15 protein-coding genes and 1 tRNA gene are annotated in these 12,434 nt (G+C 30.2%); 12 read left to right on the top strand and 4 right to left on the bottom strand.

What is annotated here, in order from left to right; all coding sequences use genetic code 11:
* The first annotated feature begins 32 nt into the window (after positions 1-32).
* Positions 33-620, top strand: coding sequence for a riboflavin synthase (locus tag Q0049_RS07775; protein WP_298118319.1), 588 nt, complete (start codon positions 33-35; stop codon positions 618-620).
* Positions 621-653: 33 nt separating this feature from the next.
* Here Q0049_RS07775 and Q0049_RS07770 read toward each other — a convergent pair whose 3' ends face one another.
* From Q0049_RS07770 to mce, 3 genes are all read right to left on the bottom strand, one after another.
* Positions 654-854, bottom strand: coding sequence for a hypothetical protein (locus Q0049_RS07770; RefSeq protein ID WP_298118317.1), 201 nt, complete (start codon positions 852-854; stop codon positions 654-656).
* A 182-nt stretch (positions 855-1,036) separates the two neighbouring features.
* Positions 1,037-1,110: transfer RNA gene (locus tag Q0049_RS07765), tRNA-Ile, on the bottom strand.
* 109 nt (positions 1,111-1,219) lie between these two features.
* Positions 1,220-1,621: a methylmalonyl-CoA epimerase gene (mce, locus tag Q0049_RS07760; RefSeq protein WP_298118315.1), complete on the bottom strand. Its 402-nt coding sequence runs from the start codon at positions 1,619-1,621 to the stop codon at positions 1,220-1,222.
* Positions 1,622-1,798: 177 nt separating this feature from the next.
* Here mce and rbfA point away from each other — a divergent pair, with 177 nt between their 5' ends.
* Both rbfA and Q0049_RS07750 read left to right on the top strand, forming a co-directional pair.
* On the top strand, positions 1,799-2,191 hold the full coding sequence (rbfA, locus tag Q0049_RS07755) for a 30S ribosome-binding factor RbfA (RefSeq protein WP_298118312.1): 393 nt from the start codon (positions 1,799-1,801) through the stop codon (positions 2,189-2,191).
* Positions 2,192-3,397 (top strand): FtsX-like permease family protein, encoded by a 1,206-nt coding sequence (locus Q0049_RS07750; RefSeq protein ID WP_298118309.1) that lies wholly within the window; start codon positions 2,192-2,194, stop codon positions 3,395-3,397.
* Here Q0049_RS07750 and dusB read toward each other — a convergent pair.
* Positions 3,394-4,386, bottom strand: a complete 993-nt coding sequence (gene dusB, locus Q0049_RS07745; RefSeq protein WP_298118307.1) for a tRNA dihydrouridine synthase DusB — start codon at positions 4,384-4,386, stop codon at positions 3,394-3,396. The two genes, Q0049_RS07750 and dusB, sit on opposite strands and share 4 nt — an antisense overlap.
* Positions 4,387-4,490: 104 nt before the next feature.
* On the opposite strand from dusB, the gene Q0049_RS07740 reads away from it, so the two are divergent.
* The 9 genes from Q0049_RS07740 (at position 4,491) to lepA (ending at position 12,412) form a co-directional block, all read left to right on the top strand.
* A complete protein-coding gene (locus tag Q0049_RS07740) occupies positions 4,491-5,696 on the top strand; it encodes an AraC family transcriptional regulator (protein WP_298118305.1) in 1,206 nt (401 codons plus the stop codon).
* 73 nt (positions 5,697-5,769) lie between these two features.
* On the top strand, positions 5,770-6,663 hold the full coding sequence (locus tag Q0049_RS07735; protein WP_298118303.1) for a hypothetical protein: 894 nt from the start codon (positions 5,770-5,772) through the stop codon (positions 6,661-6,663).
* 1 nt (position 6,664) lies between these two features.
* Entirely contained in the window at positions 6,665-7,150 is a 486-nt protein-coding gene (locus tag Q0049_RS07730) for a hypothetical protein (protein WP_298118301.1), read from the top strand.
* Between the two features lie 144 nt (positions 7,151-7,294).
* Positions 7,295-7,651, top strand: a complete 357-nt coding sequence (locus tag Q0049_RS07725; protein ID WP_298118299.1) for a hypothetical protein — start codon at positions 7,295-7,297, stop codon at positions 7,649-7,651.
* Positions 7,652-7,704: 53 nt separating this feature from the next.
* Positions 7,705-8,370 carry a DUF2807 domain-containing protein gene (locus Q0049_RS07720; RefSeq protein WP_298118297.1) on the top strand — a complete coding sequence of 222 codons (666 nt, stop codon included), beginning with the start codon at positions 7,705-7,707 and terminating at the stop codon, positions 8,368-8,370.
* Positions 8,371-8,412: 42 nt separating this feature from the next.
* On the top strand, positions 8,413-8,895 hold the full coding sequence (locus Q0049_RS07715; protein ID WP_298118294.1) for a DoxX family protein: 483 nt from the start codon (positions 8,413-8,415) through the stop codon (positions 8,893-8,895).
* Between the two features lies 1 nt (position 8,896).
* Positions 8,897-9,256: a hypothetical protein gene (locus Q0049_RS07710; RefSeq protein WP_298118291.1), complete on the top strand. Its 360-nt coding sequence runs from the start codon at positions 8,897-8,899 to the stop codon at positions 9,254-9,256.
* A gap of 134 nt (positions 9,257-9,390) precedes the next feature.
* Positions 9,391-10,470, top strand: a complete 1,080-nt coding sequence (locus Q0049_RS07705; protein ID WP_298118288.1) for a serine hydrolase — start codon at positions 9,391-9,393, stop codon at positions 10,468-10,470.
* A gap of 145 nt (positions 10,471-10,615) precedes the next feature.
* Positions 10,616-12,412, top strand: a complete 1,797-nt coding sequence (lepA, locus tag Q0049_RS07700; protein WP_298118284.1) for a translation elongation factor 4 — start codon at positions 10,616-10,618, stop codon at positions 12,410-12,412.
* Positions 12,413-12,434: the final 22 nt, after the last annotated feature.

The raw sequence follows: 12,434 nt of genomic DNA, 5'->3' as shown, positions 1-12,434 counted from the left end.
TGAAGTGCAAATTTAGTAAAATAAAACGACAAATGTTTACAGGAATTATAGAAACACTAGGAACAATAAAAGACATTAAAAAAGAAGAAGAAAATTTTCACATTACGGTTAATTCATCCATTACTAATGAACTAAAAATTGATCAAAGTGTTGCACACAATGGTGTTTGTTTGACTGTTGTAGGGATTGAAAATGACAATTACACGGTAACCGCAATTAAAGAAACAATTGACAAAACCAATGTTGGAAGTTGGAAAATTAATGATTTTGTTAATCTTGAGCGCGCAATGAAACTTGGTGATCGTCTAGATGGTCATATTGTTCAAGGGCATGTTGATCATATTGGAGTATGTAAATCAATTGAGGAAACTAACGGCAGTTGGAAATATACCTTTGAATATGATGCTTCTTTAAATAATTTAACTATTGAAAAAGGTTCTATTACTGTAAATGGTGTTAGTTTAACTGTTGTAGATTCGAAAATTAATGAATTTAGTGTAGCTATTATTCCTTATACCTATCAACATACCAACTTTAACACCTTTGTTATTGGTACAAAAATAAATTTAGAATTTGATGTAATTGGAAAATATGTTTCTAAACTTCATTCCATAAGATAATAAATTGTGACAAAAATAAAAAAAGCTTCAAAATTAATTTGAAGCTTTTTTTATTCTGTATATTTTGTATAATCCAAAAACCAATGATAAGAATACAACAAAAGTAATCCAACCATCAATTGGCAACCCTGGAGGTGGTGGAATTGGTGGCGGAGGATCAGGTGCTGCAAACATAACGTTACAACCCAAAAGACCTACTAATAATAAAACTTTTCTACTTGGGACAATTCTCATAGGGCGTAAAAGTAAAAAAAAAATCTCTTTATCAAAATATTTTCGCTTATAATTTAATACTTGTAGAAATTTAATGACAATTTGTTAACTTAATCTACTTGTTGTTATTATAAACGTAAAATAATTGTTTTTAGTTTTCAAAAAATAAAAAAAGACTTCAAAAAAGAAGTCTTTTTAAAATGTGGTCCCACTTGGGCTCGAACCAAGGACCACCTGATTATGAGTCAGGTGCTCTAACCAACTGAGCTATAGGACCGATTATGAGGTTGCAATATTACTACTATTTTTAATTTATTGCAAGTGTTTTTTTGTTTTTGATTTTTTAGATTTTATATATTTTCATAATTGTTTGAAATTCAATTATTCTATTCTATTTCTTGACATAATTCTATCAAAACTCCATTAGTGGTTTTTGGGTGTAAAAAAGCTACAAGTTTATTATCAGCTCCTTTTTTTGGGACTGCATTTAGCAAAATGAACCCTTCTTCTTCTAATCTTTTCATTTCTGATACAATATCTTTTACATCAAAAGCGATATGATGAATTCCTTCTCCTTTTTTTTCAATGAATTTTGCAATTGGACTATCTGGATTTGTGGCTTCAAGTAATTCTATCTTATTTGGACCATTCATGAAAAAAGAGGTTTTTACTCCTTCACTTGCTACTTCTTCTTGTTTATATGCAGGCGCGCCAAATAATTTTTCAAATAATAAATTAGATGTTTCTAAACTTTTTACGGCTATTCCTATGTGTTCTATTTTTCTCATGCTTTTTTGCCACAAAGTCTCTAAGACTCTAAGGTTTTGTAAAATTAAGTAATTTCCAAAAATTAATTTAAAAAAAGTAACCTTAAAAATTAAATTTCTGAAACAACACATAGTAGAAAAAATTAAACTTTGCGCCTTTGAGTCTTCGTGGCTTTAAAAAAATCGTATTTTTGCACTATGGAAACAAATAGACAGAAAAAAATAGGAAGTGTTCTACAAAATGATTTAGTAGATATTCTTCAAGGTGAAGTGAGAAAAAACGGACTTACAAATTTGATAATTTCGGTTTCTAAAGTTAGTGTTACAACCGATTTAGGTGTGGCGCGTGTATATTTAAGTGTATTCCCTCAAGATAAAGCTAAAGAAATTTTAGAAGCAGTAAAATCAAATGCTCCTTTAATTAAACACGATTTATCACAGAGAGTAAAACTGCAATTACGTAAAGTACCTAATCTTTCCTTTTACATTGATGATTCTTTGGATTATATTGAAAAAATCGATAATGCTTTGAAAGGTGAAGAAAATCCAATTGAAAATCGTGATCTTTTAGAAAAAAGAAAAAAAGCATAAGTGAATTTTCCGCTTTACATAGCTAAACGCTACATTTTTAGTAAAAGTAAAAATAATGCTATCAATATTATTACTCGAATTGCATCGGGTGGAATTATTATTGGTGCAATGGCTTTGTTTATTGTACTCTCTGTATTTAGCGGATTACGTGTATTTAGCTTATCTTTTTCAAATGATTTTGATCCTGATTTAAAGGTAAATTCAAAATTAGGTAAATCCTTCATAGTTTCATCTGAACAAGAAAAAAAAATCAAAAATATTGAAGGTGTTGTAAGTTACAGCAAAATAATTGAAGAGCGAGTAATGTTTTCTTTCAACGAAAAAGAATATTTTACATCTCTAAAAGGAATTGATTCGAATTATTCAAAAGTTAATAAAGTTTCAGATAAATTATTTAATGGTCAATGGCTCAAAAAAGATACCTATCAGGTTGTCATTGGTTATGGAATTTCAGAAAAATTATCATTAGGGTTATTTGATTTTAACAATCCGTTTGAAGTTTTTGTTCCAAAACCAGGAAAAGGAAATATTAGTATAGAAAATATTGAAGATGCTTTCAACAAAACATCACTTATTCCTGTTGGAATATATGCTATAAGCGAAGAATTAGATTCTAAATTTGTCTTTGCCGATTTAAGTTTAACACAAGAATTATTAGAATATAAACCTAATCAAGTTTCGGGAATTGAAATAAAAACGAATCCTAATGTTGATGAAAATAAAATTATTGACTCCATCAATTCTGTTTTCAATGGAAAAGTTGAAGTAAAAAACAGAGCACAATTAAATGCTACTTTACACAAAATGCTCAACACCGAAAATTTAGCAATTTATTTGATTTTTACTTTAGTGATCATTATGATTTTGTTTGCTTTTTCAGGTGCAATTATCATGATGGTTTTAGACAAAAAAGATAATTTAAAAACATTATATCATTTAGGAGTTGAACCAAAGAAACTAAAGTCAATTTTTCTATATCAAGGAATTTTATCGTGTGCAATTGCAGGAATTATTGGGCTTTTATTAGGTTCAGCAATTGTTCTTATACAACAACAATTTGAATTGATAATGATAACAGAATCACTTGCTTATCCTGTTGTCTTTTCTATTGAAAATATTGTAATTGTTTTTATAACAATCATGTTATTAGGATTTCTAGCAAGTTTAATTGCAAGTAGTCGCGCTAGTAAAAGTGTTTTAGATTAAATGACTTGATAACTTGAATAAACATCCTGAATTTCATCTAAAGCTTTAAATAAACCTTCGGCATCATCAATAGTAACCAATTTCAATCGGTAATCTTTGAAATTTGAAATTCCTTTGAAATAATTAGTATAATGACGACGCATTTCTATAATTCCAAGGCGTTCACCTTTCCAATCCATTGACCATGTTAAATGATTTCTTGCAGCTTCTACTCTATCGGAAATTGTTGGTTTTGCTAGATGTTCTCCTGTCGCAAAGTAATGCTTGATTTCGTTAAAAATCCAAGGATAGCCTATTGCAGCGCGACCAATCATCATTCCGTCAAGGCCAAATTTGTTTTTATATTCTAATGCTTTTTCTGGAGAGTCAATATCGCCATTTCCAAAGATTGGCATCGTAATTCTAGGATTATTTTTCACACGTTCAATGTGACTCCAATCCGAATGTCCTTTATACATTTGCGCACGAGTTCTCGCATGAACTGTTAAAGCTTGAACACCAATATCTTGCAAACGTTCAGCAACCTCATCAATATTGATAGAATTTTCATCCCAACCCAAACGTGTTTTTACCGTTACCGGAAGATTTGTTCCTTTAATAACAGCTTTGGTCAAACGCACCATTAAATCTACATCTTTCAAAACACCTGCGCCTGCACCTTTACAAACCACTTTTTTAACAGGACAACCAAAATTAATATCCACCAAATCAGGTTGAACAGCATCAACAATTCGTGACGACATTTCCATGGCTTCTTCATCACCGCCAAATATTTGGATTCCTACTGGTCGTTCGTAATCAAAAATATCCAATTTCTGACGACTTTTTACAGCATCACGAATCAATCCTTCAGAAGAAATAAATTCAGAATACATCAAATCCGCACCATGTAATTTACATAATCTACGAAATGGTGGATCGCTTACGTCTTCCATCGGCGCAAGTAATAGTGGGAAATCGGGTAATATGATGTTACCTATTTTAGGCATTGCTTTATTTTTTTGCAAAGATAGTTAAGAATATTCAGTTATGAAATTAATATAATTGTAACAAACAGATAATATTTAATACTTATTTTTACAAAAACTTCTTCATGCTTTTTGAATTTGGATCTTACAGTTCGCTTTTACTTATTTCCTTCACGCAAGGAATAATTTACAGCATTTTATTGTTAGTAAAAGCCATAAGAACTGAGGATAAATCCAACTATTGGTTGAGTCTTTTTATATTTTTATGCAGTTTGTTCATTGCACCTTGGATGTTGGGCTTTGCTGGTTGGTATGACAATCAACCTTACAGAGATTTTATGTTTTATATGCCATTTCAGCATTTATTCTTCATTGGTCCAATAATATATTTTTACACACAAAGTTTATTGAATCCAATGTTTAAACTTTCAAAGAAAGATTTATTGCATTTTTTACCTGGTATTTTGTATCTATTTGTAATGATGAGCTTTTGGATTTACGACAAATTTATTTTTAAAGCATATTATTTTTATGAAGATCAAGCTGATAAAGATTTTGATAATTGGTATCAATATTCTGGTTTTATTTCGATGACGATTTATTTTGGTTTGAGTTTAAGATATTATTTCAAATACAAAAAATTAATTTTTCAAGTTGCAAGTAATGCTGATGACTTACTGTTTCGATGGATTCGTAATTATCTATTTGCGTTTTTATGCATGATTTGCATTCGATTAACATTTACCATTGCTAGCATATTTTTTCCTGTTTTAGATTCTTATCAAGGTACTTGGTGGTTTTTTCTGATGTTTTCCATTGTACTATATTATATTGCTGTTACTGGTTATAGTAATGCTGTTATCTCTAAAATTGCTTTCAAATTATCAGTTCTTAACAACCAACCTACTTATCTTTTATCTTCTAATACTGTTATCGAAGAAACGGTAATAGATATAGAGCATGAAACGTTTGAAGAAACAAACTCGCCCGAAATTGAACTTTGGAAATCTAAAATTGAAACCTTAATTCATGAAGAAAAACTCTATCAAAATCCAGAATTAACGCTGACAGATTTAGCAAAAAAATTAGAAACTAATGCTTCCGTAATTTCAAAAACCATCAATCAAGGTTTCCAAATGAATTTTAACGATTGTATCAATAACTACCGAATTGAAGCTGTAAAAAATAGTTTTGCAAATGGCGAGCACAAAAAATCTACTTTATTAGGAATAGCTTACGATTGTGGATTTAATTCCAAAGCGACTTTTAACCGTGCGTTCAAAAAAAATACTGGAAAAACTCCAAAAGAGTATTTGAATTTAATTTCTTGAGATTACAATTTTACAATTTTGTTAAATTAAAGAGGTTTATTTTTACTTAATCAAGGTTTCAATCATCAATCAAATGAAATTTTCAATCACACCTTTTTATTTAATCTGTATTTTGCTCTTATTAATTTCTTGTAATGAGAATCAGAAAAACAAAACTTCAGTTATTAAGAACTTTAAAACCAAAAGCTATTTAGATATAAAACTCGATAGTTTTGGACATTTACCATCCAATCCTTACATCATTAAATTCGAAAAAAAGGAAAAATCAATAACATTTTGTGGCGTTGAACATCTAACAGATAATAATGATGTAACTAACAAAATGTTTAAAGACATTGAAAAATCATTTTTAAAAACTAATCCTTCAATTGCTATAAACGAAGGAGGTTCTGTTGATGGAAAAAATTATACTTCAAAGAGAGAAGCCATTTTAAAAGATGGTGAGATTGGATTATTGAAATATTTATCCGATAGTTTGAAAATTAAAACCGTTAACGGTGATCCTGAAATTGATTATGAGCTCAAGGAACTTTCAAAATTATATTCTAAAAATGAATTCCTAACTTATATTATTACTGAACGATTGCTTTGGTCTCTTTATGACAGTAAAGTCACAAATTATGATTCGATTGTTTCTAATTACAATAAATTTTTAGCTAATTACATCATTAAAAAAGGAAAATTATCGCTTTCGCCAAATGAAAAAACATTTGACTATTTCAAGAAAAATTATCAAGAATTAGTAGGAAGACCATTTGAAATCAATTCGTTAAAACCAACAAATCCATTTGATAAAAATGGGAAATTTCAAGAAATTGGTAGAAAATCAAAAGAAATAAGAGACCAATTTTTATTACAGAAAACCAATGAACTGCTTAAAACTAATAATCGAGTTTACATTGTTTTTGGTGGTTGGCATTTGTTAACTTGCGAACCAGGAATGCATCAAATAATTAACCAATACTAATATGAAAACCATTATAAAAATACTTTTAGTCGTTTTGTTATCCAATAAAATGCAATCACAATCCAAAGTTTTTTCTATTGAAGAAGCTCAAAAAAATGGAATTAGTATCGAAAAATTAGATTTAGAATACAAATCAGCTGTTCATGTTGACAGTACAAAAGCTGTTTTCAAAACTGAAGCACAACAGCAAAAATTACAAGAATCTTACACTAAATTACTTCAAGATTTTGGTTCGTTTTTAAACAAAAACAACTTCAAATGGGAAACCAAAACCAAATGTTTCCAAAGAATTTATTTTGCTCCAAATGGCAAAATCGATTATTTTATTTATAATTTCAAACTAAAAAGTGTACTTCCAGAAAACTTAATTTCTGAAGAAAAACAAAAAGAATTTCAAAGACTATTAGAACTTTTTGCAAAAGAATATACTTTTTCATCAACAGCGACTGAAAAATTTGCGCAATGCAGTCCAACTTCCTATCAATAAAGGTATCAAATCATAAACTGTTGTTTATCAGATAGTATCAATTTATTTTATTTCAAAAACTTAGGTCTCAAATCATAATTTGAAGCGATTGACGATAATTAATGGCGCAATTTTGCCCTGTTATTAATCATCAAAATTTAAATTATGAAAACAACAATTGCATTATTCGCTATTTTATTACTTACTACTTCTTGCAGTATTTTTGGTTCGCTAACTTCAAACACAACCATTAAACCAAACGAAAGTTTTGTTTTAGGAAACAACGAACACAGAACCTTTAAAGTAAAACTTAAAAATGTTTCCAACCATGATTTACAAATAATTATGGCTCCAATTTCTGGTGGAACACATTCACCAATTACCGTAAGTCCAAATGAAACTGTAACGGTAAAAGCAGAAAAAAATACCGCTTTAGTTATTGAAAATAAATCTAATGAAGGTGCATCTGTCGATTTGTATGTTACTGGCGATACTGGATTATCTATGGGATATAAAAATTAAACGTGTTTCAATCATTAATCAAAATCAAAAAACAACTTCAAAAACAAATAAAAATGACAAAATTAATCATCGCAATTGTATTGACACTAACTTCAACTTTTGCAAACGCACAATTAAAAGGCTCAGGAAAAATTAGTACCAAAAATTATGATTATAAAAATTTCGACAAACTAACTTTAGAAGATTTAGATGGAAAAATAGAAGTTGAAATAGGAAAAACTTGGAGTATTTCAGTGACCATTGATGACAATCTTGAAAATCTTTTGAATTTTTCAGAAAACATTTCAGAAAATGAATTAAAAATTCAATTTAAAGGAAACAAGAACAATCAAATGTATATAGAAGATACCAATTTCAAAATCAAAATTACAATGCCAGAAGCGAGTGTAATTAAAAACACAGGCAATAGTGATTTAACCGTAGAAAATATTGTTGGACGTTATTTCAAACTAGAAAATACAGGAAATGGTAATAGCAAAATCAGTGGAACAATTGATGTTCTAGATATTATTAAAACTGGTAATGGTGATGTAAATGCTGAAAATTTATTGGCAAAAAAAGCCGATTTAAAAAGCACAGGAAATGGAAATTTAATTGCAAATGCTTCTGAAGAACTTACAGCAAAATTAACCGGAAATGGCGATATCATCAATAAAGGAAAAGCCAAATTTGATTCTAATTCTAAAAAATCAGGAAACGGTAATTTAATTATAAACTAAAGTTTCAATCATAATCAAAAATCAATTTCAATTTCAAAAACTATGAAACTACTATCTAAAATCACAAAACCCATTTTGTTACCTCATTGGTCTCAAGATTTATTTTTAACTATTCCACGAATCGTTTGTGGTTACTTGCTTGCCTTCGATTTTGGCGCATCTAAATTTGGAATGCCATGGTCGCCAGTCGATAATAATTTAGGATTGTTTGAAGTGGCTTTTTGGTTTCCAAATGATGTGGCTAGTTATGGTGGAATTTTCGCCATCGCTCCAGCGTTTTTTGCTTGGATGGGCGCATTTGCAGAAGCTGTTGGCGGACTATTTTTACTATTCGGACTTCAAACAAAGATAACATCATTCCTTATTATTTGCACCATGTTAGTTGCCATTTTTATGCAACAAATACAAAATGGATTATGGAATTGTCTTGCTGCAATGGGATTTCTTTGGGTTGCCATGTTCTATTTAATTATAGGTTCAGGACGATTTGGAATGGATTATTTACTAACTAAAAATAAAGCATAATATGAAAAATATAGTAACAATAACTGCAATTGTATTTTCTTTATTGGTAACAAGTTGCGTTCAGAAAACCTATAAAAAAACTGTCGTTTTCACATTAGATACTTCGGAAATTAAAAACGTGAAAAAAGTCGGAATTCGAGGAAACGACAAACCTTTGTCTTGGGATTACGACACCGAAATGAAGGAAATTAAAAAGGACAGTTTGTTTCAAATAATAATTACTGGAGAAACCGGCTATAAATTTACAGAAGTAAAATTTGTGGTCAACGATACGTTCGAATTTCAAAATGAAGACAACCGAAGAATCTTATTTTCTGAAAAGGACACCACTTTTTTTAATGCAAAATTCAATAAAAGATAAAAAATCAGTAGTTTAGAGAACAATTTTAAAACTAAATTATGAAATCGCCATTAACAAAAAAGTTTGCTCACGCAAACCCCAATAAATAAAAAGGCGATACAATATATGACCGCTAACAAATAAATTTTACATATATGAAAAAAATTCTATCAATTATACTAATTATAGTTTGCCAAATCAGTTTTGCGCAAACAGAAAAATATACCGAAGTCATAAATTATTATCATTCGCAAAAAAACTTTAACGGAACCGTTTTAGTAGCTACTAATGGCAAAATCGACTTCTTGACCGGAACTGGAATTGCTAATAGACAATTGGATAATGTCATAAAAGCCGATTCTAAATTCAAAATTTTATCGATAACAAAAACGTTTACTGCTGTTTTAATTTTGCAACTTTACCAAGAAGGAAAACTTGATTTAAAAGCGACTTTTGGAACGTATTTCCCAAATTACAAAGGCGAAGCAAAAGACAAAGTTACCATTGAAAATTTACTTACCTACAGTTCTGCAATTCCAAATCTTGCCGAAAAACTTGAATTGAAAACCTACCAATTACCGTTGTCTATTGATGACTATATTGACACTTATTGTAGCAATAAATTAGATACAATTCCAGGGAAAAAAAGCGCGTATAATAATGGTGACTACATGATTTTGCATAAAATTATCGAAAACATAACTGGAAAATCATTTGAAAAAAATTTGGAAGAAAAAATTCTAAAACCGCTTCAAATGCAAAATACCAATATGTTAAAATCAACTGATATTATTTCGGGATTAGTGGATTCTTATACTTTAGATGAAAAAACAAATGAATTCAAAAATGACGAACCTTATTATATAGAAAACTTTTTTGGATCGGGTTCTATGTATTCGACTGTGGAAGATTTATTAAAATTTGATAGCGGTATTTTCAACTATAAATTGCTTTCTAAAAAAACTACCGAACTAATGATTGCGCCAAACAGAGCACTTGAAAATGTGGCGTTTGGATTTTGGTTTGCCGATGGTTATGGTATTTTTAATACTAAATTTGTGTATCGTCCAGGCGGAATTCTTGGTTCTAATACCAATTGGATTCATACGCTCGATGACAACAAAAGCATCATCGTTTTTAGTAATACCAGCGCAACAAATCTCTATGAAATGTCAGAACAATTGTATTTAATAAGTAAAGGCGAAAAAAGTACAATTACCGATTTGAAAAAATAAACGGCTTTGTTTCAACTTTAATCCATATTATGATTCAAAAACATATCATTATAATCTAAACTTTAGCTTATATTTGCAGATTAATTGCATTAGAATTGCTATTGCCCCGAAGTTTCGGGATTGAACTTGATATTGAAATTGAAGCATGAAACACATTAGAAATTTTTGCATTATTGCACATATTGACCACGGAAAAAGTACACTTGCTGACCGACTTCTTGGTGCAACACAAACCGTTACAGCTCGTGAAGAAAAAGCGCAATTGCTTGACAACATGGACTTAGAGCGCGAACGTGGAATTACCATAAAAAGTCACGCCATTCAAATGGAATATAAATATAAAGGTGAAGATTATATCTTAAACCTTATTGATACTCCAGGACACGTAGATTTTTCGTATGAAGTTTCTCGCTCAATTGCAGCTTGCGAAGGCGCATTATTGATTGTTGATGCCGCACAAAGTATTCAAGCACAAACAATTTCTAATTTATATTTGGCTTTAGAAAACGACTTGGAAATTATTCCCGTTTTAAATAAAGTAGATTTACCAAGTGCTAATCCTGAAGAAGTTAGCGACGATATTATCGATTTATTAGGTTGTAAATTAGAAGATATTATTCATGCTTCGGGTAAAACAGGTTTTGGTGTCGAAAATATTTTGGCTGCCATTATTGAAAAAATTCCTGCACCAAAAGGTGTTGTTGATGAACCGTTGCAAGCCTTAATATTTGATTCTGTTTACAATCCTTTTCGTGGAATTGAAGTAATTTTTAGAGTGAAAAACGGCGAAATCCGTAAAGGTCAAAAAATTAAATTCATGGCAACTGACAATGAATATTTTGCCGATGAAGTAGGAACTTTAAAACTAAATCAGGTTCCAAAAAATGTTATTTCTGCTGGTGATGTTGGTTATTTAATTTCTGGAATTAAAGAAGCTAAAGAAGTAAAAGTTGGTGATACTATTACCGATGCTAAAACACCAACTACCAATATGATTACAGGATTTGAAGATGTTAAACCAATGGTTTTCGCCGGAATTTATCCTGTTGATACTGAAGATTATGAAGATTTGCGTGCTTCAATGGAAAAACTGCAATTGAATGATGCTTCATTAGTATTTGTAGCAGAAAGTTCGGCTGCTTTAGGTTTCGGTTTCCGTTGCGGATTCTTGGGAATGTTGCACATGGAAATTATTCAAGAGCGTTTGGAACGTGAATTCGATATGACAGTAATTACTACTGTTCCTAACGTTTCGTATTTGGCTTACACTAAAAAAGATCCTGAAACATCATTTGTAGTAAACAATCCTTCTGACTTGCCTGAACCTTCACGTTTAGATCGAGTGGAAGAACCATTTATAAAAGCAACCATCATTACAAAATCTGATTTTGTGGGTAACGTAATGAGTTTATGTATAGAAAAACGTGGTCAAATTACTAATCAAACGTATTTGACAACGGAAAGAGTAGAATTGAATTTTGACATGCCATTAGCAGAAATTGTATTCGATTTTTATGATCGATTGAAAACGGTTTCTAAAGGTTATGCCTCATTTGATTATTCTCCAATAGGAATGCGAACTTCTAAATTAGTAAAACTAGACGTTTTATTAAACGGACAAACGGTTGATGCACTTTCTGCATTGATTCACGAAGATAACGCGTACAATATTGGTAAAAAAATGACTGAAAAATTACGTGAATTAATACCAAGACAGCAATTTGATATTCCAATTCAAGCGGCAATTGGTGCTAAAATTATTGCACGCGAAACTATAAAAGCATTACGTAAAGACGTTACCGCAAAATGTTACGGTGGAGATATTTCTCGTAAAAGAAAACTTCTTGAAAAACAGAAAAAAGGTAAAAAACGTATGCGTCAAGTAGGAAATGTTGAAATTCCGCAAGAAGCGTTTATGGCTGTTTTGAAGTTGAATGATTAGAAAGTACGAGGTACAATTTACG

Source organism: Flavobacterium sp., from assembly GCF_027484205.1.
In the GTDB taxonomy this organism is placed as follows: Bacteria; Bacteroidota; Bacteroidia; order Flavobacteriales; family Flavobacteriaceae; genus Flavobacterium.
This window is presented reverse-complemented; position numbering and strand designations above follow the sequence as displayed.

What these genes read in the sequence shown, in the direction of transcription:
- Q0049_RS07775 (WP_298118319.1), top strand. Translation starts at nt 33, where the DNA reads ATGTTTACAGGAATTATAGAAACACTAGGAACAATAAAAGACATTAAA.
- Q0049_RS07770 (WP_298118317.1), bottom strand. Translation starts at nt 854, where the DNA reads ATGAGAATTGTCCCAAGTAGAAAAGTTTTATTATTAGTAGGTCTTTTG.
- mce (WP_298118315.1), bottom strand. Translation starts at nt 1,621, where the DNA reads ATGAGAAAAATAGAACACATAGGAATAGCCGTAAAAAGTTTAGAAACA.
- rbfA (WP_298118312.1), top strand. Translation starts at nt 1,799, where the DNA reads ATGGAAACAAATAGACAGAAAAAAATAGGAAGTGTTCTACAAAATGAT.
- dusB (WP_298118307.1), bottom strand. Translation starts at nt 4,386, where the DNA reads ATGCCTAAAATAGGTAACATCATATTACCCGATTTCCCACTATTACTT.
- Q0049_RS07740 (WP_298118305.1), top strand. Translation starts at nt 4,491, where the DNA reads ATGCTTTTTGAATTTGGATCTTACAGTTCGCTTTTACTTATTTCCTTC.
- Q0049_RS07735 (WP_298118303.1), top strand. Translation starts at nt 5,770, where the DNA reads ATGAAATTTTCAATCACACCTTTTTATTTAATCTGTATTTTGCTCTTA.
- Q0049_RS07730 (WP_298118301.1), top strand. Translation starts at nt 6,665, where the DNA reads ATGAAAACCATTATAAAAATACTTTTAGTCGTTTTGTTATCCAATAAA.
- Q0049_RS07725 (WP_298118299.1), top strand. Translation starts at nt 7,295, where the DNA reads ATGAAAACAACAATTGCATTATTCGCTATTTTATTACTTACTACTTCT.
- Q0049_RS07720 (WP_298118297.1), top strand. Translation starts at nt 7,705, where the DNA reads ATGACAAAATTAATCATCGCAATTGTATTGACACTAACTTCAACTTTT.
- Q0049_RS07715 (WP_298118294.1), top strand. Translation starts at nt 8,413, where the DNA reads ATGAAACTACTATCTAAAATCACAAAACCCATTTTGTTACCTCATTGG.
- Q0049_RS07710 (WP_298118291.1), top strand. Translation starts at nt 8,897, where the DNA reads ATGAAAAATATAGTAACAATAACTGCAATTGTATTTTCTTTATTGGTA.
- Q0049_RS07705 (WP_298118288.1), top strand. Translation starts at nt 9,391, where the DNA reads ATGAAAAAAATTCTATCAATTATACTAATTATAGTTTGCCAAATCAGT.
- lepA (WP_298118284.1), top strand. Translation starts at nt 10,616, where the DNA reads ATGAAACACATTAGAAATTTTTGCATTATTGCACATATTGACCACGGA.